Below are 24,848 nucleotides of genomic sequence, written 5' to 3'. Positions count from 1 at the left end.
CTGGCACGGGGAACGGGCGGTCTCCGGCGGACAGGTGCGTCGGCCGGAGACCGCCCCGCCAGCACCGCCCGGACGCGCCCCTTCCCGGCCTTCAGCGAGCCGTCGCGGACCCGGTGCCCCCGCGCGGCGCGTACAGGATCCAGAGCGGTCCGTCGGCGAGGTCGACGCGCCGTCCGTCGGGGGTGCGGAACACCGTGTCCGCGTCGGCCGATGCCCGTGCCCACCGGGCCTCGTGCGCCCGGCCGTCGCGCAGGACGACCGCGCTTCCCGCCCCCACGGTCTCGGTGAACGGCGTGACGTTACCGGACCGGTCTCTGAAGTCCGACGGCCGGACGGTCACGTCCTGGACGACGACCGTTCCGGCCCCGATCCGTGAGCCGTCGGCGGTGCGGGCGGGGGAGCCGTCCAGGGAGACGAGCCAGCGCTCGCGTTCGGCGGACCAGGTGAACGTCACGGACGCGGACGGATAGCGAACCGTGCGGCTGTCCTCCGGCTCCCCGCCGGGCGGCGGCGCGCCGGCCTTGAGCCCCAGCTCCTCGACGGCGTTCACGCCGGAAGCCGCGAACGGGATCCCTTCCGGCCGCAGGTAGAGATTGTGCGGTGCGGGCCGCTCCGGACCGCGGAAGTACGCTCCCGGCGCCTTCGAGGGCGGTACGGCCTCCAGCGGCGCGCGGTCGATGACCGGCAGCAGCCTGCTCTGCGCTCCGGAGAAGGCCAGCGTCGGCCGGTCGAACTGCCGCAGCAGCTCCAGATCGGTCTCCCGCGCACTGCGCACCGGGCCGATGACCGGCGGGAGATCGGAGGAGTAGACGGCGAGGATCCGGCTCAGCCCGGCCTCCACCTGCTCGACGTAGACGATGTCGGCCCGTTCGAGACCGGTGTGGGGGCGTGCGGGCGCCACGTTGTCGATCTTCACGGCGAGTACGTCGGCGGCCCTGCCCGCACCGGACGGGGAGCTGCTGCGGGGCGAGGGCGACGAACCGTCCCCGCCCGTACACGCGACGGTCACGGCCAGCACGAGCGCGGTGAGCAGCGCTGCGACCGATGTCTTCCCTCCGGCTGCGGACATGGCGAACGCCTTTCCGGGGGCGTCGGCCGGCGGTGTCGGCCGGACACCGCCGTGTCGCGGTCCCTCATCCATCATCACGCGTCCCGCGCTCCGGTGGTTGCGCTTCAGGCCCGGCGGGGGGCCTGGAGTCCTGGTTCGACCCATGGCCGGGAAACCGGCGACCCGTCGCCGTGCCGCGCTCATGAGTGCGAACAGCGCCGCGAAATGTTCCTCAAGGCGGCCATCCCACCGATCGCCGAGTACGGCGCCGCCGTCACCACCGCCCCCAGGTGGAGCTGAGCACCACCGGACGGTGCTCGTCGGGCACGCCGAACGCCCGACGGAAGGAGCCTGCCCGGTCCGCGCTGACCAGTAGTTCGTCGAAGCGCGGGTCCCCCACGATGACGGCGGGCGCGAGCCGGTCGCCGCCCGGCCGGTCGGTCGAGGGCTGGTGCTCGGCGAGTCGGGTGAGAGCGGTGGGCCGGGCCGCTCCCCACCCTGTCGCGGTGTATTCGGCACCGCTCCGGACGGACGGTCTGGTCCAGACCTCTTGACCGAAGGTCTGGACCATTCTACGGTTTGGCAGGGTCACGACATAGGGCGGGGCGGGGTGAACCTTTCGCGCCGTCGGCAGCGGACCCGGGCTGGAAGGACGTACGGATCATGGGTCGTACCTCACGACTGCTGGGCCTCGGCCTGGCCGCGTCGCTCGTCGTACCGATGCTGGCCGGAGCCGCTCCGCCGAAGGCCGCAGAGAGGGGCGCCGCGGCCGGCGGGACGAGCAACGCGGCCGACGAGACCTGCGCGGTCAAGTCGAAGCCCACCGGCAAGGTGCTCCAGGGGTACTGGGAGAACTGGGACGGGGCGGCCAACGGCGTGCACCCGCCGCTCGGCTGGATCCCGATCACCGACTCCCGCATCACGCAGCACGGCTACAACGTCATCAACGCCGCCTTCCCCGTCATCCGCTCCGACGGCACCGTCCTCTGGGAGGACGGCATGGACAGGACCGTCAAGGTCGCCACCCCCGCCGAGATGTGTCAGGCCAAGGCGTCCGGTCTCACCACCCTCATGTCGATCGGCGGGGCCACGGCGGGGATCGACCTCAGCTCCAGCGCGGTGGCAGACCGGTTCGTCGAGACGATCGTCCCGATCCTGAAGAGGTACAACTTCGACGGCATCGACATCGACATCGAGACCGGCCTCGTCGGCAGCGGAAACATCGGCCGGCTGTCCGCCTCGCAGGCCAACCTCATCCGCATCATCGACGGCGTCCTCGCCGCGATGCCGTCGAACTTCGGTCTCACCATGGCCCCCGAGACGGCGTACGTCACCGGCGGCAGCGTCGTCTACGGTTCGATCTGGGGTTCGTACCTGCCCATCATCAAGAAGTACGCCGACAACGGCCGCCTGTGGTGGCTGAACATGCAGTACTACAACGGCAGCATGTACGGCTGCTCCGGCGACTCCTACTCCGCCGGCACGGTCGCGGGCTTCACCGCCCAGACCGACTGCCTGAACAAGGGACTCGTCATCCAGGGCACCACCGTCAAGGTGCCCTACGACAAGCAGGTCCCCGGCCTCCCCGCCCAGCCCGGCGCCGGCGGCGGCCACATGTCCACCGGCCTCGTCGCACAGGCCTGGAACCACTACAACGGCTCCCTCAAGGGGCTGATGACCTGGTCCCTGAACTGGGACGGTTCCAAGGGCTGGACCTTCGGCGACAACGTGAAGTCCCTCCAGGGCCGTTGAGCCACGGCCCACACGTCTCCCGCGCCCCCGGTCCGCTCCGGACCGGGGGCGCGGCGCCGTTCCGGCCGGGCGCGACACGAGGAAGGCGCGAACCGGTCGCGCACCGGGGCGGCCGGGAGAGCAGAATCGGGTACGGATCGGGGTGATCGTCTCCCCGGTGCGCCGGGCCCGTCTCCCCGCGGGCCGGCCGACGACGAAGACGTACGAGGAGACCCGATGGTGCACGAACGGGCCGGTCACCCGGCGCAGTCCGCAGACCTGGTCGACGTGGCACGGCTGGTGACGGCCTATTACGCCCTCCACCCCGACCCGGCCGAGCCCGCCCAGCGGGTGGCCTTCGGCACGTCCGGCCACCGGGGTTCCGCGTTCGCCGCCGCGTTCAACGAGGACCACATCGCCGCCACCACCCAGGCGATCTGCGACTACCGCACCCGCCAGGGCACCGACGGACCCCTGTTCCTCGGCGCCGACACCCACGCGCTGTCCGAACCCGCCCGGGTCACCGCCCTGGAGGTGCTCGCCGCCAACGGGGCCACCGTCCTCATCGACAGCGAGGACGGCTACACCCCGACCCCCGCCGTCTCGCACGCCATCCTGACGTACAACCACGGGCGCACCGAGCACCTGGCCGACGGCATCGTGGTCACCCCGTCGCACAACCCGCCCGCCGACGGCGGCTTCAAGTACAACCCGCCGAACGGGGGACCGGCCGCCTCCGACGCCACCACCTGGATCCAGGACCGGGCGAACGCCCTGATCGAGGCCGGACCCGGGGAGGTCCGCCGGATCCCGTACGCCCGTGCCCTGGCCGCCGACACCACCGGTCGGCACGACTTCCTGACCGCGTACGTCGACGACCTGCCCTCCGTCCTCGACCTCGACGCCGTACGGGACGCGGGCATCCGCATCGGAGCCGACCCGCTCGGCGGCGCGTCCGTGGCCTACTGGGGGCGGATCGCGGAACGGCACGGGATCGACCTCACCGTCGTCAACCCGCTCGCCGACCCCACCTGGCGGTTCATGACGCTGGACTGGGACGGCAAGATCCGCATGGACTGCTCGTCACCGCACGCCATGGCCACGCTGATCGAACAGCGCGACGCGTACGCCATCGCCACCGGGAACGACGCCGACGCCGACCGGCACGGCATCGTCACCCCCGACGGCGGCCTGATGAACCCCAACCACTACCTCGCCGTCGCCATCGACTATCTCTACACCCACCGCGAGGGCTGGTCCGCCGGGACCGGCATCGGTAAGACCCTGGTCTCCTCGTCCATGATCGACCGCGTCGCCCACGACCTCGGCCGCGCACTGGTGGAGGTCCCGGTCGGCTTCAAGTGGTTCGTCGACGGGCTGTACGAGGGCAGCCTGGGCTTCGGCGGCGAGGAGTCCGCCGGGGCCTCGTTCCTGCGCCGCGACGGCCGCGTCTGGACCACGGACAAGGACGGCATCCTGCTCGCCCTCCTCGCCTCCGAGATCACCGCCGTCACCGGCTCGACCCCCTCCCAGCTCTACGGGCAGCTCACCGCCCGCTTCGGCGACCCGGCGTACGCCCGCGTCGACGCACCCGCCTCCCGCGAGGAGAAGGCCGTCCTGGCGAAGCTCTCCCCGCAGCAGGTCAAGGCCGACACCCTGGCCGGGGAACCCGTCACCGCCGTGCTCACCGAGGCGCCGGGCAACGGCGCCCCGATCGGCGGCCTCAAGGTCTGCACCGACAGCGCCTGGTTCGCCGCCCGCCCCTCGGGCACCGAGGACGTCTACAAGGTGTACGCCGAGAGCTTCCAGGGCCCGGGTCACCTCGCCCAGGTCCAGGAGGAGGCCCGGGCGCTCGTCTCCGAAGTTCTGGGCACACGTCGAGGGCGGTGAGAACCCCGATGTTCGGGTTCTCACCGCCCTCGGTGATGCGGACGGGCCGCAGGGTCAGCCGGTGACGCCCAGCAGCGGGGCCCAGGACTCCAGTGCGGGCTTCTCGGCGAGGTCGGCGAAGGTAACCTCGATGCCGTGGTCGCGGCGCCAGGCGGCAGCGAGCGACATCAGGCGGACGGAGTCGAGACCGTAGTCGACGAGGTTCTCGTCGAGCGGGATCTCCTCGGGGTCCTCGCCGAGGACGTCGGCGACATCGGTACGGAGTTGTTCGAGCGTGAGCGCCACAGCGGTCACTTCCCTTCGAAGGCGGTCCGGGCGGTGGTGACGACGGCGCATTTGCCCGCGGCCCACCGCAGCGCCATCGCGTGGTCCTCGGCCGAGAAGTCCGCCACCGCGTCGGCCACCACGAACGCCTGGATGTCCTGCATCCAGGCGTCGCACGCGGTCATGAGCACGCCGATGTGGGCGTAGACGCCGGTGATGACGATCTGGTCGCGGCCCTGCTCGCGCAGGCGCTCCAGCAGATCGGTGCGGACGAAGCCGCTGTACTTCCACTTGGTGAGGACGGTGTCGCCCGCGTCGGGTGCGACCTCGTCCGCGATGGCCGCCAGGTGCTCGCCGGCCGGGAGGCCGGGGCCCCAGAAGTCCTGCTGGAGGCCGCGTTCCTCCGCGCTCTGGCCGCCGGGCTGCGCGGTGTAGAGCACCGGGATGCCGAGCCGCGCCGCGTCCTTCTTCAACTCGGCCACATGGGCGAGGAGTTCGGGAACGGGTGCGGCCTGGCGGTCGTACGCCGACAGGAAGTAGTTCTGCAGATCGTGGACGAGGAGCACCGCACGCGCGGGGTCGACGGTCCAGTCGACGCGGTTGGCGGGCAGTTCGTCGGCGGACGGCATGGGGTAGGGGACGATGGCGGGCAGAGCCATGGTGGAGAGGGTTCCGTTCGGGGAGTCGTCAGTGGGACGGGGAGGGAGACGCGGCCGGGGCCGCAGTGGTGGTGCGGGCGGCGGCGTCGCGCAGGTCCTTCTTGGAGACCTTGCCCACGCCGGTCTGCGGGAACGCGTCGACGAACTCGACCCGGTCCGGCACCTTGTAGGCGGCCAGGCCCCGCTCGCGGACGAACCGTTTGACGGCCACCGCCTTGAGCGGACCCGCGCCCGAGCGCAGGATCACGTAGGCGCAGACACGTTCGCCCAGATACGGGTCGGGCTCGGCCACCACGTTGGCGTCGTGCACGGCCGGGTGGGCGAGGAGATGGTTCTCGACCTCCTCGGCGGCGATCTTCTCGCCGCCCCGGTTGATCTGGTCCTTGGCGCGCCCCTCGACGACGATGTGCCCGGTCGTGGTGACCCTCACGATGTCGCCGGTGCGGTAGAAACCGTCCTCGGTGAAGGAACGGGCGTTGTGCTCAGGGGCGTTCCAGTATCCCCGGATGGTGTACGGGCCCCGGGTCAGCAGGTGACCCGTTTCGCCGGGGTCCACCTCCCGGTCCTCGTCGTCGACGACCAGGATCTCGTCGTCGGGCGAGATGGGCCGGCCCTGGGTGGTGACGATCGTCTCGACCGGGTCGTCCAGCCGGGTGTAGTTGACCAGCCCCTCGGCCATGCCGAAGACCTGCTGGAGCGTGCAGCCGAGCGCGGGCCGCACCCGGCGGGCCGCCTCCTCGCTGAACTTGGCGCCGCCCACCAGCAGGACGTCCAGGCTGCTGAGGTCGTGGGCGGTGCCCGGCGCGGCCTCCGTCCACAGCAGGGCCAGCGGCGGCACCAGCCCGGTGATGGTGACGCCCTCACGCTCGATCAGCGGGAACGCCACCTCCGGCGAGGGCTGGGGGCACAGCACCACACGGCCCCCGGCGTACAGAGTGCCGAGTGAACCGGGGGAGGAGAGCGGGAAGTTGTGGGCGGCCGGCAGGACGCACAGGTAGACGCTGTGCTCGTCGACCGCGCAGATCTCGTTGGACCCCCACAGCGAGTAGATGTAGTCGTCGTGGGTGCGTGGGATCAGTTTCGGTATGCCGGTGCTGCCGCCGGAGAGTTGGAGGAAGGCCAGGTCTTCCGGGCGCGGGCCGCCGTGGCCGACCGGCTCCTCGGCGACCTCGGCCAGTGACTCGAACTCCCCGGGATCCCCCTGGGCGACGAACACATGCCGCAGCGTGCCCACGTTGGCGAGGGTCTTCGACGCCAGCTCACGGTAGTCGTAGCCACCGTGCTCGGCCGCGATGACGTACGCCACCGCCTCGGTGAACTCGCAGAAGTAGGTGATCTCGCTCTCTCGGTGCGCGGGCAGCGCGAAGACGGGCAGCGCACCGATCCGGAACAGCGCGAAGATCACCTCGAAGAACTCGGCGATGTTGGGGAGTTGCACCACCACCCTGTCGCCCTTGGCGATGCCGCGGGCGAGGAGGCCCCCCGCCAGCCGGCCGGCGCGCCGGTCGAGATCGGCGTACGTCCACCGGCTCCCCGCGACCGGGTCGACGATCGCGACCCGGTCCGGATGGTCCTCGGCGCGCTGCCGCAGCATCTCCCCGAAGGTCTCCCCGCGCCACCAGCCGGCCGCCCGGTACCTCTCCGCGAACTCGGCGGGCCAGGTGGGCGCCGCGTCCGTACTCACAGTTCGGCTCCCACGGCGCTCAGGAAGGTGCGGAACTTGGCCGCGGTCTCGGCGGTCTCCGCCTCGGGCTCGGAGGCGGCGACGACACCCGCCCCGGCGTACAGGCGCAGCCTGCGCTCCTCGGCCTCGGCGCAGCGGATCGTGACGACCCATTCGCCGTCGCCCTCGGCGTTGCCCCAGCCGACCACTCCGGTGAAGAACCCGCGGTCGAACGGCTCGGTCTCGGAGATGACCTGACGGGCCGTCCGCGTCGGTGTTCCGCACACGGCGGGCGTCGGGTGGAGCGCCATGGCCAGCTCCAGCGCCGAGACGTCGGGGGAGGAGAGGGTGCCGGTGACCGTGGTGGACAGGTGCCACATGGTGGCGGTGCGGATCAGCGTCGGCCGGGCCGGGACGGTCATCCCGGTGCAGTGCGGGGCGAGCGCCTGGTGGACGGCGTCCACGACGACGGCGTGCTCGTGGAGGTCCTTGACGGACTCCAGCAGTGTCGCCGCCCGGCGCACGTCCTCGGCGAGATCGGCGCTGCGCGGGGTCGACCCGGCGAGCGGGTTGGCGACGATCTGGTTGCCGTGGCGGGAGACGAGCAGCTCGGGGCTGGCGCCGATCAGGGTGCGCGCGGGGCCGGCCGGCAGCGCGAAGGTATAGCCGGAGGGGTCGCGGCGGGCGAGGCGCTGGAGCATCGCGGGCAGGTCGAGCGGGGCGTCGGAGGTGAGTTCGAGGGTGCGGGCGAGGACGACCTTGCTGAACTCGCCGCGCCACATGCGCTCCACGGCGGAGGCGACGCCCTTGCCGTAGATGTCCGGTTCGGGCACCTGGCGTATCTCCCAGGCTCCGGCGGTGGGCGCGTTCGCGGGCAGGGCGATGAGCGGGTCGGAGGCGAGCGGCGGCGCGGTGCGTACCGACTCCGGGACGTTCAGCGCGGCCGGGGCGGTGTGGTCGAAGGGGATGGCGCCGAGAACCACTGGCCCATCCTGACCGGCGGCGACCGCTGCGGCGAGCGTGGCGTCCACCCGCGCGGTCAACGGTCTCTCGTCATGGGGGACATGACGTCCCGGGCCCTGTGCGAGCAGTGTGCGTCCGGGGGTGGCGAGAAAGTGGTCGCCCGGGGTGTAGGCGTCCAGCAGCGAAGTGGCCGCTCCTACGGCCGGGTGGGCCGGATCGGCCGGGGCGGTGTGCGTGGCGACCTGGGATGCCGTCGACACGGGGACTCCATTCTCGATGGTCCCGTCAGCGGTGCGGGGGGCTGGATGGGAGGTGAAGGAAAGGAAGAAGGACGAAAGCCGGAAGGGGGGAGGTGGCCGGGCGGTCAGCGCAGGGTCGCGCCGCCGTCGACGTACAGCTCCTGCATGGTGATGTGGCGGGCGCGCTCCGAGGCGAGGAACGCCACCGTCTCCGCGATGTCCCCGGGGTCGGCGATCCGGCCCAGCGGAATGCCGGTGCGGTACGTCGCGGGGTCCCCGTCGATGACGCGCTGTCCGGCGCCGGGATCGGTCCACAGCGCGCGTTGCATCGGCGTATCGGTGGAGCCGGGTGCGACGACGTTGCAGCGAACGCCGCTGCGGGCGAGTTCGAGCCCCAGACACTTGGTGAACATGGCGGCGGCCGCCTTGGACGCGGCGTAGGCGGCCATGCCGGTACGGGGGATCCCGGCGGCGTTGGAGCCGACGGTGACGACCGCGCCGGATCCGCGGGCGGCCATGAGCGGGGCGACGGCCTGGGAGACGTGGAAGACGCCGGTGGCGTTCACCGCGAAGGTGTCCGCCCAGTCCTGTGCGGAGAGCACGGCCGCCGGGCCGGTGCGCAGGATGCCCGCGACGTTCACCAGGACGTCGACCGCGCCGAGTCGGCGCTCCACGAGGGCCACGGTGCGCTCCACCGAGCTCCGGTCGGTGACGTCCATCACATACGGGTCCAGGCTGCCTGTCGAACGCTCGCCGGCGGGCAGTTTCTCCTGCGTCCGGGTCCAGCCGACGGCCAGCGCCTCGATGCCGGGCAGGGCGAGATCGGTGGCGGCCACGCGGGCGCCGAGGGTGGCGAGCAGGTCGGCGACCGCCGCGCCGATGCCTTGTGCGGCACCGGTGACCAGAGCAGTGCGACCGATGAACTCGCCGCTTCTGCCCGGTATGTGCTCAGGCATGAGCAACCTCCTCCGGTTATTAGGTAAGGGTAACCTAAATTGAATCGACGGCCCAGGAAGGGATGTCGAACCGTCGATACCTACTTAGGTTAGCCTCACCTTATGCAAACGCCGCGCACGGGGACCACGGCCTCGGCTCCCGAACATGACTCCTCGAACGTCCAGTTGGACGGGGACGAAGCCGGGCCGGATGCCCCGCCCGCCGGGCACGAGGAGGCATCCCCGGGAGCCGAAGAGAGAGCAACGCCTGGAAGCGGACAGCCCTCCGGCCCCCGACCGGCCCACGAGGGGCCCGCCGCTTCGGACGCGCCCGCAGCGCCCGCCGGTGCCCCGATCGCGCCCGCAGCGACCGCCGCCTCCACCGATGCGTCCCGTTCCGCAGCCGACCCGCGCCGCCGGACCGTGGCCATCTCCGTCGGCGGACTCGCTCTCGCCGTCGTCCTGTTGACGGCGCTCTCCCTCTCGACCGGGGCGGGCGAGGTCGGCCCGGGCGGCGTCCTGGACTACCTGCTCGGCCGGGACGGCGCGCGCGACAACGCCCGGCTCTCCCTCGTCGTCGGCGACCTGCGCCTCCCGCGCACCCTCACCGCGCTGCTCGTCGGAGCCGCCCTCGGCGTCGCCGGGTGCCTGCTCCAGGCGGTCACCCGCAATCCGCTGGCCGAGACCGGACTCCTCGGCGTCAACGCGGGCGCGTCCCTCGGCGTCGTCGCGGGTATCGCGCTCCTCGGCTTCGATTCCGGTTACGCGTACCTCGTCTGCGCGTTCGTCGGCGCGGTGGTCGCCAGCGGCCTCGTCCTCCTCATATCCGGCAGACGCGGCGGCGGCTCTCCCATGCGCCTGGTCCTCGCGGGCGCGGCGCTCGGCGCGACCTTCGGCGGGCTCACCAGCGTCATCGTCGTCAACTCCGCCGAGACCTACGACAGATTCCGCTTCTGGGTCCTCGGCTCCCTCGCCGGGGTCGAGGGTTTCGGTGAACTCGGCCGCCTCACCCCCGTCCTCGCCATCGGCTTCCTCGTCGCCCTGCTGGTCGCCCGCCCGCTTTCCGCCCTCGCGCTCGGCGACGATCTGGCCCGCAGCCTCGGCCACCGGCCCCCCGTGATCCGTACGGTCGTGGCCGTCGGCGTCACCCTCCTGACCGCCGCCGCCGTCGCGCTCGCCGGCCCCATCTCCTTCCTCGGCCTGCTCGCCGGCTTCCTCGCCCGCACCCTGGCCGGCACCCGGCTGGCGGCCCGGCTGCTGCTCGCCGGGCTGATCGGCGCCTGCGTCCTGACGGTCTCCGACATCGCCGCCCGCGTGGTCTCCCGGCCCTTCGAGGCGCCCGTCTCCGTCATCGTCGCCCTCATCGGCGCGCCCGTCCTCATCGCCATCGTCCGCTCCGAGCGGCTGGCCTCGATGGGCATGACGGAACCGGCGACCGAGGAGCGCGCCCCCGACCGCCCCCGCCGGTTCCGGATCGCCCTGCCGCGCCCCGCCCGCCGCACCCCCAAGACGCTCCGGGCCCGCCCGGCCGACACCCTCGTCCTGCGCCGCGGCCCGCTGTCCCTCCTCGTCACCCGGCGCGCCGCCCTCGCCGCCCTCGCCCTCGCCGGGGCCCTCCTGCTCGCCGTCGTCCTCTCCGCGTACGCGGGCCAGAGCGACATGGGCGTCGACCGCACCTTCCGCGCGTTGCTCGGCCAGGGCGACCGCTTCGACGTCCTGCTCGTCAGGAAGTTCCGCCTCGGCCGCATCGTCGCCGGACTCACCGCGGGCGCCGCCCTCGGCCTCGCCGGCTGCCTCACCCAGACCCTGGCCCGCAACCGCCTGGCCACGCCCGAACTCCTCGGTGTCAACGACGGGGCCACCGCCGCCGTTCTGCTCTCCGTCAGCCTCAGCGCCACCGGATCCTTCGGCGCCTGGTGGGCCGGGCCGATCGGCGCGCTCGTCGCCGTCATCGTCGTCACCACCGTCTCCGGCGGCCTCGGCCGGCGCGGCTACCGCGTCCTCGTCGTCGGCCTCGCCATGTCCGCGCTGGCCTCCGCGATCACGCAGGTCGTCCTGTCCCGCCGCTCCCTCTCCTCCGCAGGATCGCTGTACGTATGGACCTCGGGCAGCCTCAACGGACGCAGTTACTCCGTCGCGGTCCCCGTCCTCATCGGCCTCGCGGTCCTCGTCCCCGTCAGCCTCGCCGTCGCCCGACACCTTGGCGTTCTGCGCTTCGACGACGCGACGGCCTCCTCGCTCGGTTCCGCCCCCGGCCGGGTCCGCGCCCTCTCCCTGCTCCTCGCCGTCGCCCTCGCGGGCCTCGCCGTCGGCATCTGCGGCCCCGTCGGCTTCGTGGCGCTCGCCTCCCCGGTCATCGCCTCCCGGCTCGCCGGACCCCTGCGCGTCCCGCTCGTCGGCTCGATGCTCACCGGGGCCGTCCTCGTCGTCGCCGCCGACACCCTCGGCCGCATCGCCTTCGACGGCGTCGAACTCCCCGTCGGCATCGTCACCACCGTCCTCGGCGGCCCCTTCCTGCTCTGGGTGCTGCTCGGCCGCTCCGCAGCCACCCGCGTATGAAAGGCGATGTGACCGTGACCCACCCCCCGCGCAAGAACCCGCCCGCCCCTCCCGTACTCGCGGGACCGACCGGAAGCGAGCCGACCGCCGTGCGAAGCCCCCTGCTGCGTACGCTCGTCGCGGACGTCCGCGACGACAAGCCCGACGCCGAGGAGGCGTTCTGGCTCCGTGCGGCCGCCACCGGCACCCCGCTCGTCGAACCCGACCCCGAGGGCGACCCGGACCACCGGCTCGTCACCTTCGTCCGCCGCGAGGACCCCGAGCGCCCCGCCACCCACGTCCTGGCCCTGGTCCACACGGTCACCGACAAGGACCGGCACGCGGGCGACCTCGCCCCGCACCTGATGGAACGCCTCGAAGGCACCGGCGTCTGGGCGATCAGCCACCGGCTGCGCGCCGACCACCGCGCCTCGTACCAGTTCCACGCCACCGACGGCACCCGCGAGGACGCCCTGCGCGCCGACCGGGCCTCCTGGCTCCAGGTCCTCGACCATGCCGAACCCGACCCGCTCAACGACCGCGCCCCGCTGCCCTCCCGGGACGGCCGCAACCCCGCCTCCGTACTCGAACTCCCCGAGGCCCCCGCGCAGTCGCGCACCCGGCGGCGCGACGACGTGGTCCGGGGACGAACGCTCGACGCCGAGGTCGACGGCCGCCGGATCACGGTCCACCTGCCGCCCGGCCACCGCCCGGACGAAGGCCCGTACGCCCTCGCCGTGCTCCTGGACGGCGAGATGTGGGGGCCGGTCCTCGGCGTCGGCGACATCCTCGACAACCTCCACGCCGACGGGGACCTGCCGCCCACGGTGGCGGTCCTGGTCGACACCATGGGCCGGCGCATGCAGGACCTCGCCTGCAGCGCCCCGTTCGCCGACTGGCTCGCCGACACCCTGCTGCCCTGGGCCGAACGGGAGTACGGGGCCGGGGCGGACGCCGCACGGACCGTCGTCGCCGGGCAGAGCGCCGGTGGCCTCACCGCCGCGTTCGCCGCCTTCCAGCGGCCCGACCGCTTCGGCCTCGCCCTCTCCCAGTCCGGCTCCTTCTGGTGGCCCGACGACGAACGAGGGAGCGAGTGGCTCACCGGACAGTACGCCCGCGCGGAACGCCGGCCGGTGACCCTCCACGTGGAGGTCGGCCTCCAGGAATGGATGCTGCTCCCGGAGAACCGCAGGTTCCGCAACGTGCTGCGCGCCCGCGGATACGACGTCCGCTACGGGGAGTTCAACGGCGGCCACGACTACGCCTGCTGGCGCGGCGGCCTGGCGGACGGGCTGGCCGCTCTGCTCGGCGGACGCTGAGCCCCCTCCGCAACCCGTCCCCGGCACGACGAAGGCGCGGGGCGGCACCCCCCCTCCGGATGCCGCCCCGCGCCTTCGTCGTGACGCCGTTGTGCCACTCTTCGTCGTGCCGCTCAGCTCATGACGGCCACAACCTCGTCCGCCGTGAAGCCCTCACCGGGCGGCGGTGTCCTCGTCGTCGAACGGCGGCGGCTGCGGAGCCTCGCGCGGCAGCCGCAGCGCGATCAGCGCGCCCGCCGCGACGAGCGCCGCCGTCACCCAGACCGCCGAACGGTACGGGCCCGGATCGGCTGCCTCCGTCACATGACCGCCCCCGATCACCGCCGCACAGGCGGCGATCCCCAGCGCGCCGCCCAGCGTGCGGACGATCTGGAACAGGCCCATCGCCTGGCCCGTGTCGGCGGGCCCGATCGACTCGAACCCGGAGATCTGCACGGTCAGCACCGCCGTCCCCAGCACCAGGCCGATCAGGAACATCAGCCCGCGCACGCCCCACGCGTTCTCCGCGACACCCGGCACCGCGAGCGTCGCGAAGACCGCCGCCGCGACCAGCAGCGACGGCACGGTCAGCAGCCGGGGGCCGAGCCTCGGCAGCAGCCGGTCCACCACCTGTGAGGCCAGCATCAGCCCGACCGCCTCCGGGAACACACTCAGCCCGGCGTCCAGCGCCGAAGCCCCCAGGCTCGCCTGGTAGAGCAGCGGGAAGACGAACAGCACGCCCATCAGCCCGGCCGCGGTCACCCCCGCCAGCGCGGAGGCCGACCCGTACACCCGGTCGGTGAGCAGCCGCAGCTTCAGCAACGGTGTCTCCGCCCGCGCCTGGTGCAGGACCGCCGCGACCAGCAGCACGGAACCCAGGGCCGCGCTGACGGCGACGGCGGGCCGGGTCCAGCCCTGCGAGGGGCCGAAGCCGAGCGCGTACGTCAGCAGACCCAGCGCCGGAGTGGCCAGCCAGAAGCCGACCGTGTCGAACCGCCCCTCGGGGCCCTCGACATGCTCGCGCAGACCGAACACGCCCAGCAGAACCGCCGCCGCCCCGATCGGCACGTTCACGAAGAACAGCCAGTGCCAGGAGAGGTGTTCGGTGAGCAGCCCGCCCAGCGGCGGACCGAGCGCCGGCATCAGTGCCGTCGGCACGATCAGTACCTTGGCCAGCTTCATCCGCTCGTGCGGCGGGAACGCCCTGAACAGCAGCGTCATCCCGACCGGCGTCAACAACCCACCCGCCAGGCCCTGTACGGCCCGCGCCACCACCAGCGTGTTGAGGTCCGGCGCCAGACCGCAGACCGCGGAGGCGATCGTGAACGCGGTCAGCGCACCCAGGAACACCCGCTTCGTCCCGAACCGGTCGCCCAGCCACCCCGCCACCGGCAGCCCCACCGCGAGCGCGACCAGGAAGGCCGTCTCCACGGTGTTCGCCGCCGACAGCGGACGCCCGAAGTCGCCCGCGATCGTGTAGAGCGCCGGATTCACGATCGTCGAGTCCAGGCCGTTCATGCACATCGCGGCCGTGTAGACGAGGACGACCGCGACCCGGGGGCGTATCCGGGGCCGGATCAGCAGCCCGCTCACCGGGCGGAGACGGGAACGGGACCGGCCCGGTGCGCGGTGATCCAGTCCAGCGCGTCCTGCCGGGCGCACGGACCGTGAGCCGTCGACCAGCCCTCCGGCACCGCCGCGAACAGCGGCCACAGCGAGTGCTGCCCCTCGTCGTTGGCCAGGACGAGGAACTCCCCGTCCGCGTCGAAGGGGTTGGCGGGTGCGTCGCTCATCGGTGTCACTTCTCCAGCTCGGTCAGTCGGTCGGCGACCACGCGCGCGATGTGCGCGATCGGTTCGGGCAGGGTCATGTCCTTGTGGGAGCAGGCGACGTTCGTGTTGTCGATGCGCCCGCTCACGTACGGGGTCCAGGTCTCCGGCGTCAGGGTGTCGTCGATGGTGTCCACCGTGGCCCGGAAGAACAGCACATCGCCCCGGAACACCCGGTGGTCGTAGGCCCGCACCAGGTCGTTGGTGTTGAGGTACACCTCGCCGAGCGCCTCGATCTTCGTGGCGGAGAGCGTGGCCAGCGGGGAGCCCTCGTGGTGCAGCACCTCGACCACGTTCGCCGTGTCGAGCTCCTTGCCCCCGAGGCTCTCGGGGCCGTAACCGCCCATGGTGAGCAGCGATTCGAGCGCTTCGGCCCGGTCAGGTACGGGCAGGTCGCGGAAGCCCTCGGCGGGGTACGCGTCCAGGATCGCCAGCAACTCCACCTCCTGCCCCGCTTCTTGGAGGACCGCGGCGATCGCGTGCGCGATGATGCCGCCGGTCGACCAGCCGAGAAGCCGGTACGGGCCCTCCGGCTGCACCTCGCGGATCCGGGACGCGTAGTGGGCGGCCAGCTCCTCCAGCGTGGTCGGCAGCGGCTCGTCCGCCGTCGCCTCGCCGACGCCCTGGGCCTGGAGCCCGTAGATCGGCACATCGGCCGGAAGATGGCGGATCAGACCGGCGTAGCACCAGCTCAGACCGCCCGCCGGGTGCACGCAGTGGACCGGGGCACGGTCGCCGGGGCGGGCGGGCCGCAGCGGCAGCAGCACATCCAGCGAGTCCTCCTCGCGCGAGACGTCCAGGGCCGTGTCCAGCGCGGCGGGCGTCGGGGCCTGGAACACCGTGCCGATCGACACCTCGATCCCGAACGCGGACCTGATCCGCCCGGCGAGGCGCACCGCGAGCAGCGAATGGCCGCCCAGGTCGAAGAAGTTGTCCTCCACCCCGACGGACGGCAGCCCCAGCACCTCCGCGAAGACCGAGCAGAGCTGCTCCTCGCGGACCGTGCGCGGCGCGCGTCCACCGGCGTTCACCGAAACGCCCGGCGCGGGCAGCGCCTTGCGGTCCAGCTTGCCGTTGCCGGTGAGCGGCAGCCGCTCCAGCACCACCACGGCCGAGGGCACCATGTGCACCGGCAGCGTGGCGGCGGCGTGCTCGCGCAGCGCCGCCGGGACCGGCTCCGTGCCGGGCGCGGGAACGACGTAGCCGACCAGCCGCTGGTCGCCGGGCACGTCCTCACGGACCACGACCGCCACATCGGCGACCTCGGGATGCGCGGCCAACACGGCCTCGATCTCACCCAGTTCGATGCGGAACCCGCGGATCTTCACCTGCTGGTCGCCGCGCCCGAAGTACTCCAGTGTGCCGTCCACGCGCCGCCGGGCGAGGTCGCCCGAGCGGTACATCCGCCGCCCGCTCTCCCCGAAGAGATGCGCGAACGGGTCGGCGACGAAGCGCCCCGCCGTCAGGTCCGGGCGGCCCAGATAACCGAGGGCCACTCCCTCACCGGCGACGTACATCTCGCCGGTGACCCCGGGCGGCACCGGCTGCAGCCGGTCGTCCAGGACGTAGACGCGCAGGTCGGGGATGTTCACGCCGATGGTGCTGGAGATCGCGGAGGCGGCCGTCGCCCGGTCCAGCGCCAGATACGAGACATGGACCGTGGTCTCCGTGATGCCGTACATGTTGACCAGCGTCGGCGCGTTCTCGTGGTGGCGCGTGTACCAGTCCGCGAGCCGCCCCAGCTCCAGCGCCTCGCCGCCGAACACCACGTACCGCAGCGCCAGGTCGCGCCCGGGGGCCTCCCGGTCGGCGGCGGCCAGCTGGTAGAAGGCGGACGGCGTCTGGTTCAGGACCGTCACCCGCTCGTCCGCCAGCAGCCGGAGGAAGGCGTGCGGGTCACGGCTGGTCGCGTACGGGACGACGACGGCCCGGCCGCCGTACAGCAGCGCGCCCCACAGCTCCCACACCGAGAAGTCGAACGCGTAGGAGTGGAACAGCGTCCACACGTCGTCCGGCCCGAACGCGAACCAGTGCTCGGTCGCCGTCAGCAGCCGCGTCACATTGTGCTGGGTGACCACGACCCCCTTCGGGCGGCCGGTGGAACCCGAGGTGTAGATGATGTACGCCGGGTCTCCCGGGCTCAGCGGCCGGGTGCGGTCCGCCTGGCCGAGGGGCCCGTCCGGGAACCCCGCCGCGTCGTCCACGGTGATCAGCGGCAGATCGTGCGGGGGCAGCCGCTCGGCCGTCGACGCGTCGGTGATCAGCGCCGCCGGACGGGCGTCGTCCAGCATGTGAGCGAGCCGGTCCGCCGGGTAGTCCGGGTCCATCGGCAGATACGCGGCGCCCGCCAGCGACACGGCGAGCAACCCGGCCACCAGGTCCGTGGAGCGCGGCAGCGCGAGCGCGACGATCGAGCCGGGACCGATCCGCCTGGCCGCCAGGAGCCGGGCCAGCGACTGGGCCCGGGAGGACAGTTCGGCGTACGTCAGTGACGCGCCCTCGCAGCTCACGGCCACCCGCTCCGGGTGCCGGCGCGCCGCGACTCCGTAGATCTCGGCGAGGGTGCGCGACACCGGCCGGTCGTGGTCGACGCCGTTCGCCTCGACCAGGGCGCGGTGGACCTCGTCGTCTCCGAGGACCGGCAGCAGACCGACCGGCGTCTCGGGTCGCTCGGCCGCCGCGGTGAGCAGCCGGGACAGCCGGTCCGCGAGTGCCTGGGCTGTCGACCGGTCGAAGAGGTCGGTACGGAACTCCAGGAAGCCGCCGATCCCGCCGCCGGGCAGTTCGCCCGCGTTCAGGGTCAGGTCGAACTTCGCGGTGCCGGACGGCACGGCGGTCAGCCGCGCGGTGGTGTCCGGGCCCAGCGGAACGGGCCCGTCCGCGATCGACTGCCAGGCGAGCATGACCTGGAACAGCGGGTGCCGGGCCAGCGAACGCGGCGGGTTCAGCGCCTCGACCAGGTGGTCGAAGGGCAGCGCGTCGTGCTCGTACGCCGCGAGCGTCGTGGCCCGCACCCGGTCCAGCAGATCGCCGAAGGCCGGGTCGCCGGAGGTGTCGGTGCGCAGGACCACGGTGTTGGTGAAGAAGCCGACGAGCCCGGCCGCGGCGTCGTCGTCGCGGCCCGCCACGGGGGTGCCGAGGGGGATGTCGTTGCCGCAGCCGTGCCGGGTCAGCAGGGCGGCGAGCCCGGCCTGCACGGTCATGAACACGGTCGCCCCGTGGGCCCGCGCGAGACGGCGCAGGGCCTCGTGCGCGGTGGCGTCCAGGGCGAAGGGCACGGTGTCGCCCGCCGACGTGGCGACAGGCGGCCGAGGTCGGTCGGTGGGCAGTTCCAGCTGGTCCGGCAGCCCGGCGAGCGCCTCGCGCCAGTGGGTGAGCTGGGCCTCGGCGAGCGGGGTCGGCTCGGCCGGGGTGCCCAGGAGCCGCTGGAGCCGGGCCGCGTGTTCCACGTACTGGCCGCTCAGCGGCGCGAACTCCGGTGCCCGGCCCTCGGCGCGGGCGGTGTAGGCGGTGGCCAGATCCTGGGCCAGGGGAGTGGTGGAGGCCCCGTCGCCCGCAATGTGGTGCAGCAGGAGGAGCAGGGTGTGGTGGTCCGGCGACTCGCTGAACAGGACCGTGCGCAGCGGGGGTTCGGTGGCGAGGTCGAAGCAGTGGCGCACGGCCTCGGTGAGATCGCCGCCCGGCTCCGCCAGGTGCAGCACCGGGCGGCCCGCCGGGTCGTCGGAGGCGAGGATCTGCTGGTGGGGGGTGTCGTCCGGGGCGCTGCCCACATCGCCGTGGACAGTGCCTCCGGAGGCGTTGTCAGTGGGCGGATACACCGTTCGTAGTGTCTCGTGACGCTCCGCCAGGTCGTGCAGGGCGAGCTGGAGTGCGTCGCGGTCGAGCGGGCCGTTGACGCTCAGGACGAGCGGGATGTTGTAGGTGGGGCTGGGGCCTTCGAGGCGGTGGAGGAACCACAGCCGCTGCTGGGCCGGGGACAGGGGGAGGGGACCGGTGCGCGGAACGGGGGAGAGCGGTGCGGGCGCGGTGGCCGCGCCGCTGCGGGTGCGGACCAGTGCGGCCAGGGCGCCGGAGGTGGGGTGCCGGAAGACGTCGGCGATGCTCATCGGCACGCCGAAGTGCTCCCGGATGCGGGCGGCCAGCCGGGCGGCGAGCAGCGAGTGCCCGCCGAGGTCGAGGAAGCCCGCGTCGGCGGCCGGGGGCTCGGCGATACCGAGCACGTCGGCGAAGAGCCCGCGCACGATCTCGGTGTGCGGCCCGCCGCCGGCGCTGCCCGGGTCGCCTCCGGTGAGCGGGAGCGGTTCTGGGTCGGGCAGGGCACGGTGGTCGAGCTTGTCGTTGGCGGTGCGGGGCAGCTCGTCCAGGAGCGTGACGGTCGCGGGGACCATGTGCTCGGGCAGGGCCGTGGCCAGGTGGTCGCGGAGCTCGGCGGGGGTGGGCGGCGCGGCGTCGGCGGCCGGGGCGCCGCCCGTCGTCCGCACCGGGACCGCGTAGGCCAGCAGCCGCTTGCCGTGACCGGCGTCCCGGGCGATGACCGCGGCTGCCGCGACCTGCGGGTGGGCGGCCAGCCGGGCCTGGATCTCGCCGAGTTCGATCCGGAAGCCGCGGATCTTCACCTGGTCGTCGCTGCGCCCGAGGAACTCCAGCGTGTGGTCCTCGCGGCGGCGCACCAGGTCCCCGGTGCGGTACATCCGGCCCCCGGCGTCGCCGTGCAGCGCGCCGAACGGGTCCGCGACGAACCGCTCGGCCGTCAGGTCGGGGCGGCCCAGATAGCCCAGGGCCAGGCAGGCCCCGGCGACGTACAGCTCACCCGTCACACCGGCGGGCACCGGACGCAGGGAGGAGTCCAGGACGTAGACGCGTGAACCGCGCACGGGGCGGCCGTCGGGCCGGGCGGCGGAGCGGCCGGGCACCCAGTAGTAGGCGTCGACCGTCGTCTCGGTCGGCCCGTAGAGGTTGACCGGGTGCACGGCTGCGGCCTCGGTCAGCCGCTCCCACAGGGCCGGGGGGACGGTCTCGCCGCCGACCACCAGGTGGGCCGGGTGGTGGCGGCCCTCGCCCAGCAGGCCCTCGGTGATGAGCGCTTCGGCGTAGGAGGGGGTGACGTCGAGATAGTCGACCAGGTGCGCGCCGACGTACGCGGTGAGCGCCGCGGGGTCCCGGTAGGCGGCGTCGTCCAGCAGGTGCAGCTCATGCCCGTGGACCATCCACAGCAGCGGGTCCCAGGACGCGTCGAAGGCGAACGAGGCGCTGTGCGCGACCCGGAGACGGTCCCGGCCGGTCCGGGCGACGGCCGGGGCGATGTGGTCCGTGCCGTGCCCGGCGCAGAGATTGGCGAGCGAGGCGTGGCTGACGAGGACGCCCTTGGGGCGACCTGTGGAACCGGAGGTGTGGATGAGATAGGCGGGGTCCGCGAGCGCGGGCCCGGCGGGCAGCGGCCCGGCCGGGCAGACGGCGAGGGCGTCGACCGTGGCCGGCGCGTCGAGCGCGACGGTCGGCAGCCCGTGGTCGGGCAGCGCGGCGAGCGTCGCCGCCGTGCCGATCACGCACAGCGGCCGCGCGTCCTCCAGGACGGCCAGGGTCCGGGCGGCGGGGTGGCCGAGGTCCAGCGGCTGGCAGACCCGGCCCGCCTTGAGCACGGCCAGCAGCGCGACGACCATGTCGGCGGTCCGTGGCAACGCCAGCGCCACCGTGCCGCCTGCCCTGACTGTGCTGTCCGTGCCGAGCCCGGTCAGCAGGTGGGCCAGGCGGTCGGAAGCGGCGTCCAGTTCGGCGAAGGTGAGCCGGGCCCCGGTCTCGGCGGCGGCGTCCGGCGCGCTCGCACCCGGGGTTGTTGCCGCGCCCGCATCGGCGCCCGCCCCCTGGAACGTGCCCGCCACCGTGGAACGCACCGCGACGGCCTCGGGCGTCCGGGCCGCCTGCGCGCTGAACGACCGGGGGAGGGTGAGCGCGGCGGCGGACTCGGTGCGACCGGACGTGGCCTCGCGCACCTGGTCGCCGGTGAGCAGGTCCAGGGTGCCGATCGGCCGCTCCGGGTCGGTCAGCAGCAGCTCGGTCAGGCCGTCCAGATAGCGCAGCCAGGTGTCCTCGTGGGCGGCGAGGTCCTCCGGCCCGTACGCGGCGGGGTTGGCGTCCAGGGTGAGCCGCAGGCCCCCGTCCGGGCCGGGGGCCGCGCCGACCGCGAGCCCTTCCACGGGCCCGGCCGCGAGATTGCGCACGGTGCCGGTGATCCCGGCGAAGTCCAGGGCGCCGTCGAACGGCTTGACGTTGACCATCGGGCCGGTCAGCGGGGCGTCGGCCGACTCCAGGGCCAGATCGCGGCGCAGGTCGGCCTGCGGATAGCGCTGGTGGCGGCGGACCTCACGGATCTCCAGCACCACGCGGCGCAGCAGTTCGGCCCCGGTGTCTCCCGGGCGCACGGCGATCCGCAGCGGCAGTACGTTCACGGTCATGGCCGGGGTCCGCAGGGCCGCGGGCCCCCGCCGGTTGGTCAGCGGCAGGCCCAGCACGATGTCCTCGGAGCCGGTGAGCCGGTGCAGATGACCGGCGGTCGCGGCCACCACCAGCTCGGCCCAGGTCGCTTTCGCCGCTCGCGCCGCCCCGGACAACCGCTCCAGGGTCTCGGCGGGGAGGTCGGTGGCCCGGTGGAGCAGGCCGTGGCCGGGCGTGACCGGGAGGGTGGGGGAGCGGTGGGGCTCGGTGACGGAGGAGTCCGCCATGCGTGCGGACCAGAAGGCCCGGTCCGCCGCGTACTCCTCACCTGCCAGGTAGGACTTCTCCTCGCCGGTGAGCTCGCCCAGCGGGGCGAACCGGCTCCCGGGCAGCGGCTGTCCGGCGACCAGCGCACGGTAGAGCTCTGCGACGCGCTGTCCGATGAGGGCCAGGGCGTAAGCGTCGACGGCTATGTGGTGGACCCGCTGGTACCACCGGTGGCGCCCTTCGCCGATCCGGATCAGCGCCTGCGTCATCAGCGCGCCGTCGGCGGCGAGCTCCACCGGCCGGGCCAGGTCCTCCCGCATCCACGCCTCGGCCCGGTCCTCCGTCAGCTCCAGCCGGTGCACCACGGGTTCGGCGGGCACGACCCGCTGCACCGGTACGCCGTCGGCCTCGGACACGCGCAGGGCGAGGGTCTCCGCCTCACCCACCGCGCGTCTCAGCGCCTCCACGAACAGGTCCGCGTCCAGCGGCCCGTCGATCTCCACGCAGTCCGCCGTGTTCAGCTCGGTGCCGAGGGGGGCCAGCTGGTGCGCGTAGTAGATACCCGACTGGGCGGTCAGGAGGGGGAGTTCCGGGGAAGGCGCGCTGCCGGAGTGCGCTGCCGAAGAGCTGGTCGGGCGGTTCGGACGCTCATGCATGTGTGTGACGACTCCCCTGAAGGACAACGGACACCGGGCCGTCGGGCTCTCGGCGCGCACTTAGGTAAGGCTAAGTTAACCTATTTCGAACAGTGCAGGCGACCGCCACGGAGCGGTCCGGAACGCAAGGAGAGCCCATGACCGTCCCCGCAGCCCTCCGCCCCGAGACGCGGGCCGACGAGCGGATCCGTGCGCTCAGGAGCGCCGTGCGGGAGACGGTCGGCAAACACGCCCCGGCCCTGTTCGACCTGAGCCGGCGCCTGCACGCCGAGCCCGAGACCGCCTTCGAGGAACACAAGGCCGCCGCGCTCTGCTCCGAACTCCTCGCCGCGCACGGCTTCGAGGTCACCGCCCCCGCGCACGGCCTGGACACGGCGTTTCGCGCCACGATCGGCACCGGACCCGTCACCGTGGCCATCGCCTGCGAGTACGACGCCCTGCCCGGCCTCGGCCACGCCTGCGGGCACAACCTCATCGCCGCCGCCGGAGTCGGCGCGGCCCTCGGCCTCGCCCCCCACGCGGACGAACTCGGCCTGACCGTAAGGGTCATCGGCACCCCCGCCGAGGAGCGCGGGGCGGGCAAGGCGCTGCTGCTGGACGCCGGAGCCTTCGACGGGGTGGACGCCGCGATGATGGTGCACCCCTGCCCCTTCGAGATGGCCGACTTCCGCTCCTTCGCGCTCGGCACCCTCGACGTCACCTACACCGGCCGCGCCGCGCACCCCAGCCTCAACCCGCACGAGGGCCGCAACGCCGCCGACGCGCTGACCGTCGCCCAGGTCGCCCTGGGCCTCCTGCGCCAGCAACTGCCCCCGCAGTGGCGGGTGCACGGCATCACCACCGCCGCCGGAACCGCGCCCAACGCGATACCCGACCGGGCCACCGCCACGTACGAGATGCGGGCACTGGCCGCCGAGGACCTGCGGGAGCTGCGGCAGCGGGTCGAGGACTGCTTCCGCGCCGGGGCGCTCGCCACCGGCTGCGAAGTGACCCTGGAGCGCCCCGAGCCCGACTACCTCGACTTCCGGGGCGACCCGGAGCTGATCGGGCTCTGGACCGTGAACGCCCGCGAACTCGGCCGCGCCGAACCCGTCGAGCGCCCGCCGTTCGCCTGCACCGACATGGGCAACGTCTCGCACGTGGTGCCGTCCATCCACCCGGTGCTCGACATCAGCGGGGGAGCCTGTGGCCCGCACGAGGCCGCGTTCGCCGAGGCGGCGCTCTCCCCGGCGGCCGAACAGGCGCTGCTCGACGGTGCGGTGGGCATGGCGTGGACGGCCGCCGACTTCGCCGCCGCCAGGACCGCGGCCCGCGCCTGCGGCTGACGGAGCACGCCGTGAAGGTCACCCGAAGGTCACTTGGCCGAGAGCGCCTTGACGTAGTCGTCCAGGACGACGTCGGCGGCGAGCGGGCCACCGCGCGTGGACCACACCGAGCCGTCGACGGTCACCGCGTGGCCGTTCTTGACGGCGCCCAGCTCCTTGTAGGCGGGCTTGGACCGGACGTCCTTGAGCGCCTTCTCGCCGTCCGAGGTCAGCGTCGACAGGAACAGCCAGTCGCCGTCGATCTCGTTGATCTTCTCCAGGCTCAGCGAGGGCGTGTGGGCGTTGCCGTCCTTGTTCTGGGACTTGGGCCGCTTCAGCCCCATCTCCAGGGCGATGCCACTGGCGAACTGCTTGTTCTCCATCCAGCTCGGCCCGTCCGGGTTCCAGCGGACGATCGAGACCTCGGCGCCCTTGTGGGTACCGAGCTTCTCGCCGGCGGCCTTGGCGGCGGCCTCGTGGTCGGTGATGAACCTGTTGGCGTCGTCGAGCTTGTTGACGGCGTTGCCGATACCGCGGAAGAACAGCTTCCAGTCGTCCGCCGGCGCCATCGTCACCAGCGTGGCCGGGGTGATCTCGCGGAGCTGCTCGAGTACCTGCTCGTCCTGCATGTCACCGGCGAGGATCAGGTCGGGCTTCGCGGCGACGACCTTGTCCATGACCGGCTGCAGGAGGTTGCCCACGATGTCGATGCCCTCGACCTTGTCGGCGAGGTAGGCCGGGGGCTTGTCCAGGCCCTGCCCGTTGGTGATGCCGACCGGCTTGAGGTCCAGGGCCAGCACCGCGTCCAGGTCCTCCTGGGTCAGGGTGACGATGCGCTTGGGCTCCGCCGGTATCTCCACGGCCTTTCCGGTGGCGTCCTTGACCGTGCGGGTCGCGGAGGAGGCGCTGTCCGCCTTGCCGGCCTTGTCCCCGGAGGACTTGCCCGAGTCGGAGTCCGTGCCGCAGGCCGTAAGGAGCAGGGCGGCGGCTCCGAGCGTGGCGACTGCTTGCGCCGCTCTTCGGACGGCGGCGCGGGCGGGGCGGTGGTGCAGGATCATCAAGGACTCCGGGTTCAACGGGACATGAAGCGGTGACGGCCGGACGGTCGCACTGATGCGGCCGTCGGCTCGTG

Annotated in this window: 15 protein-coding genes and 1 pseudogene; 5 read left to right on the top strand and 11 right to left on the bottom strand. The window is 73.1% G+C overall.

Annotated features, from left to right (window positions below):
* Positions 1-91: 91 nt before the first annotated feature.
* Entirely contained in the window at positions 92-1,069 is a 978-nt protein-coding gene (locus tag IG90_RS0113255; protein ID WP_030582519.1) for a DUF3048 domain-containing protein, read from the bottom strand.
* Positions 1,070-1,322: 253 nt separating this feature from the next.
* Entirely contained in the window at positions 1,323-1,619 is a 297-nt protein-coding gene (locus IG90_RS0113250; protein WP_030582516.1) for a hypothetical protein, read from the bottom strand.
* Between the two features lie 92 nt (positions 1,620-1,711).
* On the opposite strand from IG90_RS0113250, the gene IG90_RS0113245 reads away from it, so the two are divergent.
* On the top strand, positions 1,712-2,800 hold the full coding sequence (locus IG90_RS0113245; protein ID WP_030582513.1) for a chitinase: 1,089 nt from the start codon (positions 1,712-1,714) through the stop codon (positions 2,798-2,800).
* Between the two features lie 216 nt (positions 2,801-3,016).
* Complete coding sequence (pgm, locus tag IG90_RS0113240) at positions 3,017-4,669, top strand: phosphoglucomutase (alpha-D-glucose-1,6-bisphosphate-dependent) (RefSeq protein WP_030582510.1); 1,653 nt, start codon at positions 3,017-3,019, stop codon at positions 4,667-4,669.
* Positions 4,670-4,723: 54 nt separating this feature from the next.
* On the opposite strand, the gene IG90_RS0113235 is transcribed toward pgm, so the two are convergent.
* The 5 genes from IG90_RS0113235 to IG90_RS0113215 all read right to left on the bottom strand — a co-directional run bounded on the left by IG90_RS0113235 (position 4,724) and on the right by IG90_RS0113215 (position 9,413).
* The gene (locus tag IG90_RS0113235; RefSeq protein ID WP_030582507.1) at positions 4,724-4,954 is read right to left on the bottom strand and encodes a phosphopantetheine-binding protein; all 231 of its coding nucleotides are present in this window, start codon (positions 4,952-4,954) and stop codon (positions 4,724-4,726) included.
* Between the two features lie 5 nt (positions 4,955-4,959).
* Positions 4,960-5,592, bottom strand: a complete 633-nt coding sequence (locus tag IG90_RS0113230; protein WP_030582504.1) for an isochorismatase family protein — start codon at positions 5,590-5,592, stop codon at positions 4,960-4,962.
* A gap of 28 nt (positions 5,593-5,620) precedes the next feature.
* A complete protein-coding gene (locus IG90_RS0113225; RefSeq protein WP_030582502.1) occupies positions 5,621-7,276 on the bottom strand; it encodes a (2,3-dihydroxybenzoyl)adenylate synthase in 1,656 nt (551 codons plus the stop codon).
* Positions 7,273-8,478, bottom strand: coding sequence for an isochorismate synthase DhbC (gene dhbC, locus IG90_RS0113220; protein ID WP_030582499.1), 1,206 nt, complete (start codon positions 8,476-8,478; stop codon positions 7,273-7,275). The genes IG90_RS0113225 and dhbC overlap by 4 nt, the downstream gene beginning before the upstream one ends.
* Positions 8,479-8,582: 104 nt before the next feature.
* Positions 8,583-9,413 (bottom strand): 2,3-dihydro-2,3-dihydroxybenzoate dehydrogenase, encoded by an 831-nt coding sequence (locus IG90_RS0113215; RefSeq protein ID WP_030582496.1) that lies wholly within the window; start codon positions 9,411-9,413, stop codon positions 8,583-8,585.
* A 102-nt stretch (positions 9,414-9,515) separates the two neighbouring features.
* Here IG90_RS0113215 and fhuB point away from each other — a divergent pair, with 102 nt between their 5' ends.
* Positions 9,516-11,951, top strand: a complete 2,436-nt coding sequence (gene fhuB, locus IG90_RS0113210; RefSeq protein WP_030582493.1) for a Fe(3+)-hydroxamate ABC transporter permease FhuB — start codon at positions 9,516-9,518, stop codon at positions 11,949-11,951.
* Positions 11,952-11,965: 14 nt separating this feature from the next.
* The gene (fes, locus tag IG90_RS0113205; RefSeq protein ID WP_030582490.1) at positions 11,966-13,249 is read left to right on the top strand and encodes an enterochelin esterase; all 1,284 of its coding nucleotides are present in this window, start codon (positions 11,966-11,968) and stop codon (positions 13,247-13,249) included.
* A gap of 113 nt (positions 13,250-13,362) precedes the next feature.
* Here fes and IG90_RS39390 read toward each other — a convergent pair.
* The 3 genes and pseudogenes from IG90_RS39390 to IG90_RS0113190 form a co-directional block, all read right to left on the bottom strand.
* Positions 13,363-14,821, bottom strand: a pseudogene (locus tag IG90_RS39390) (DHA2 family efflux MFS transporter permease subunit).
* On the bottom strand, positions 14,818-15,021 hold the full coding sequence (locus tag IG90_RS0113195; protein WP_030582487.1) for an MbtH family protein: 204 nt from the start codon (positions 15,019-15,021) through the stop codon (positions 14,818-14,820). Before IG90_RS0113195 ends, IG90_RS39390 begins: the two are co-directional and overlap by 4 nt.
* A 5-nt stretch (positions 15,022-15,026) precedes the next feature.
* A complete protein-coding gene (locus IG90_RS0113190) occupies positions 15,027-22,412 on the bottom strand; it encodes an amino acid adenylation domain-containing protein (protein ID WP_030582485.1) in 7,386 nt (2,461 codons plus the stop codon).
* 137 nt (positions 22,413-22,549) lie between these two features.
* Between IG90_RS0113190 and IG90_RS0113185 the strand changes: the two genes are divergently transcribed.
* Complete coding sequence (locus IG90_RS0113185; RefSeq protein WP_030582482.1) at positions 22,550-23,737, top strand: M20 family metallopeptidase; 1,188 nt, start codon at positions 22,550-22,552, stop codon at positions 23,735-23,737.
* A 29-nt stretch (positions 23,738-23,766) separates the two neighbouring features.
* On the opposite strand, the gene IG90_RS0113180 is transcribed toward IG90_RS0113185, so the two are convergent.
* Positions 23,767-24,774, bottom strand: a complete 1,008-nt coding sequence (locus IG90_RS0113180) for an ABC transporter substrate-binding protein (protein ID WP_030582479.1) — start codon at positions 24,772-24,774, stop codon at positions 23,767-23,769.
* Positions 24,775-24,848 lie beyond the last annotated feature (74 nt).

It is taken from the genome of Streptomyces anulatus (genome assembly GCF_000721175.1).
In the GTDB taxonomy this organism is placed as follows: domain Bacteria; phylum Actinomycetota; class Actinomycetes; order Streptomycetales; family Streptomycetaceae; genus Streptomyces; species Streptomyces anulatus_C.
The sequence above is the reverse complement of the archived record's forward strand: the minus strand, read 5'-3'. Positions and strand labels throughout refer to the sequence as shown.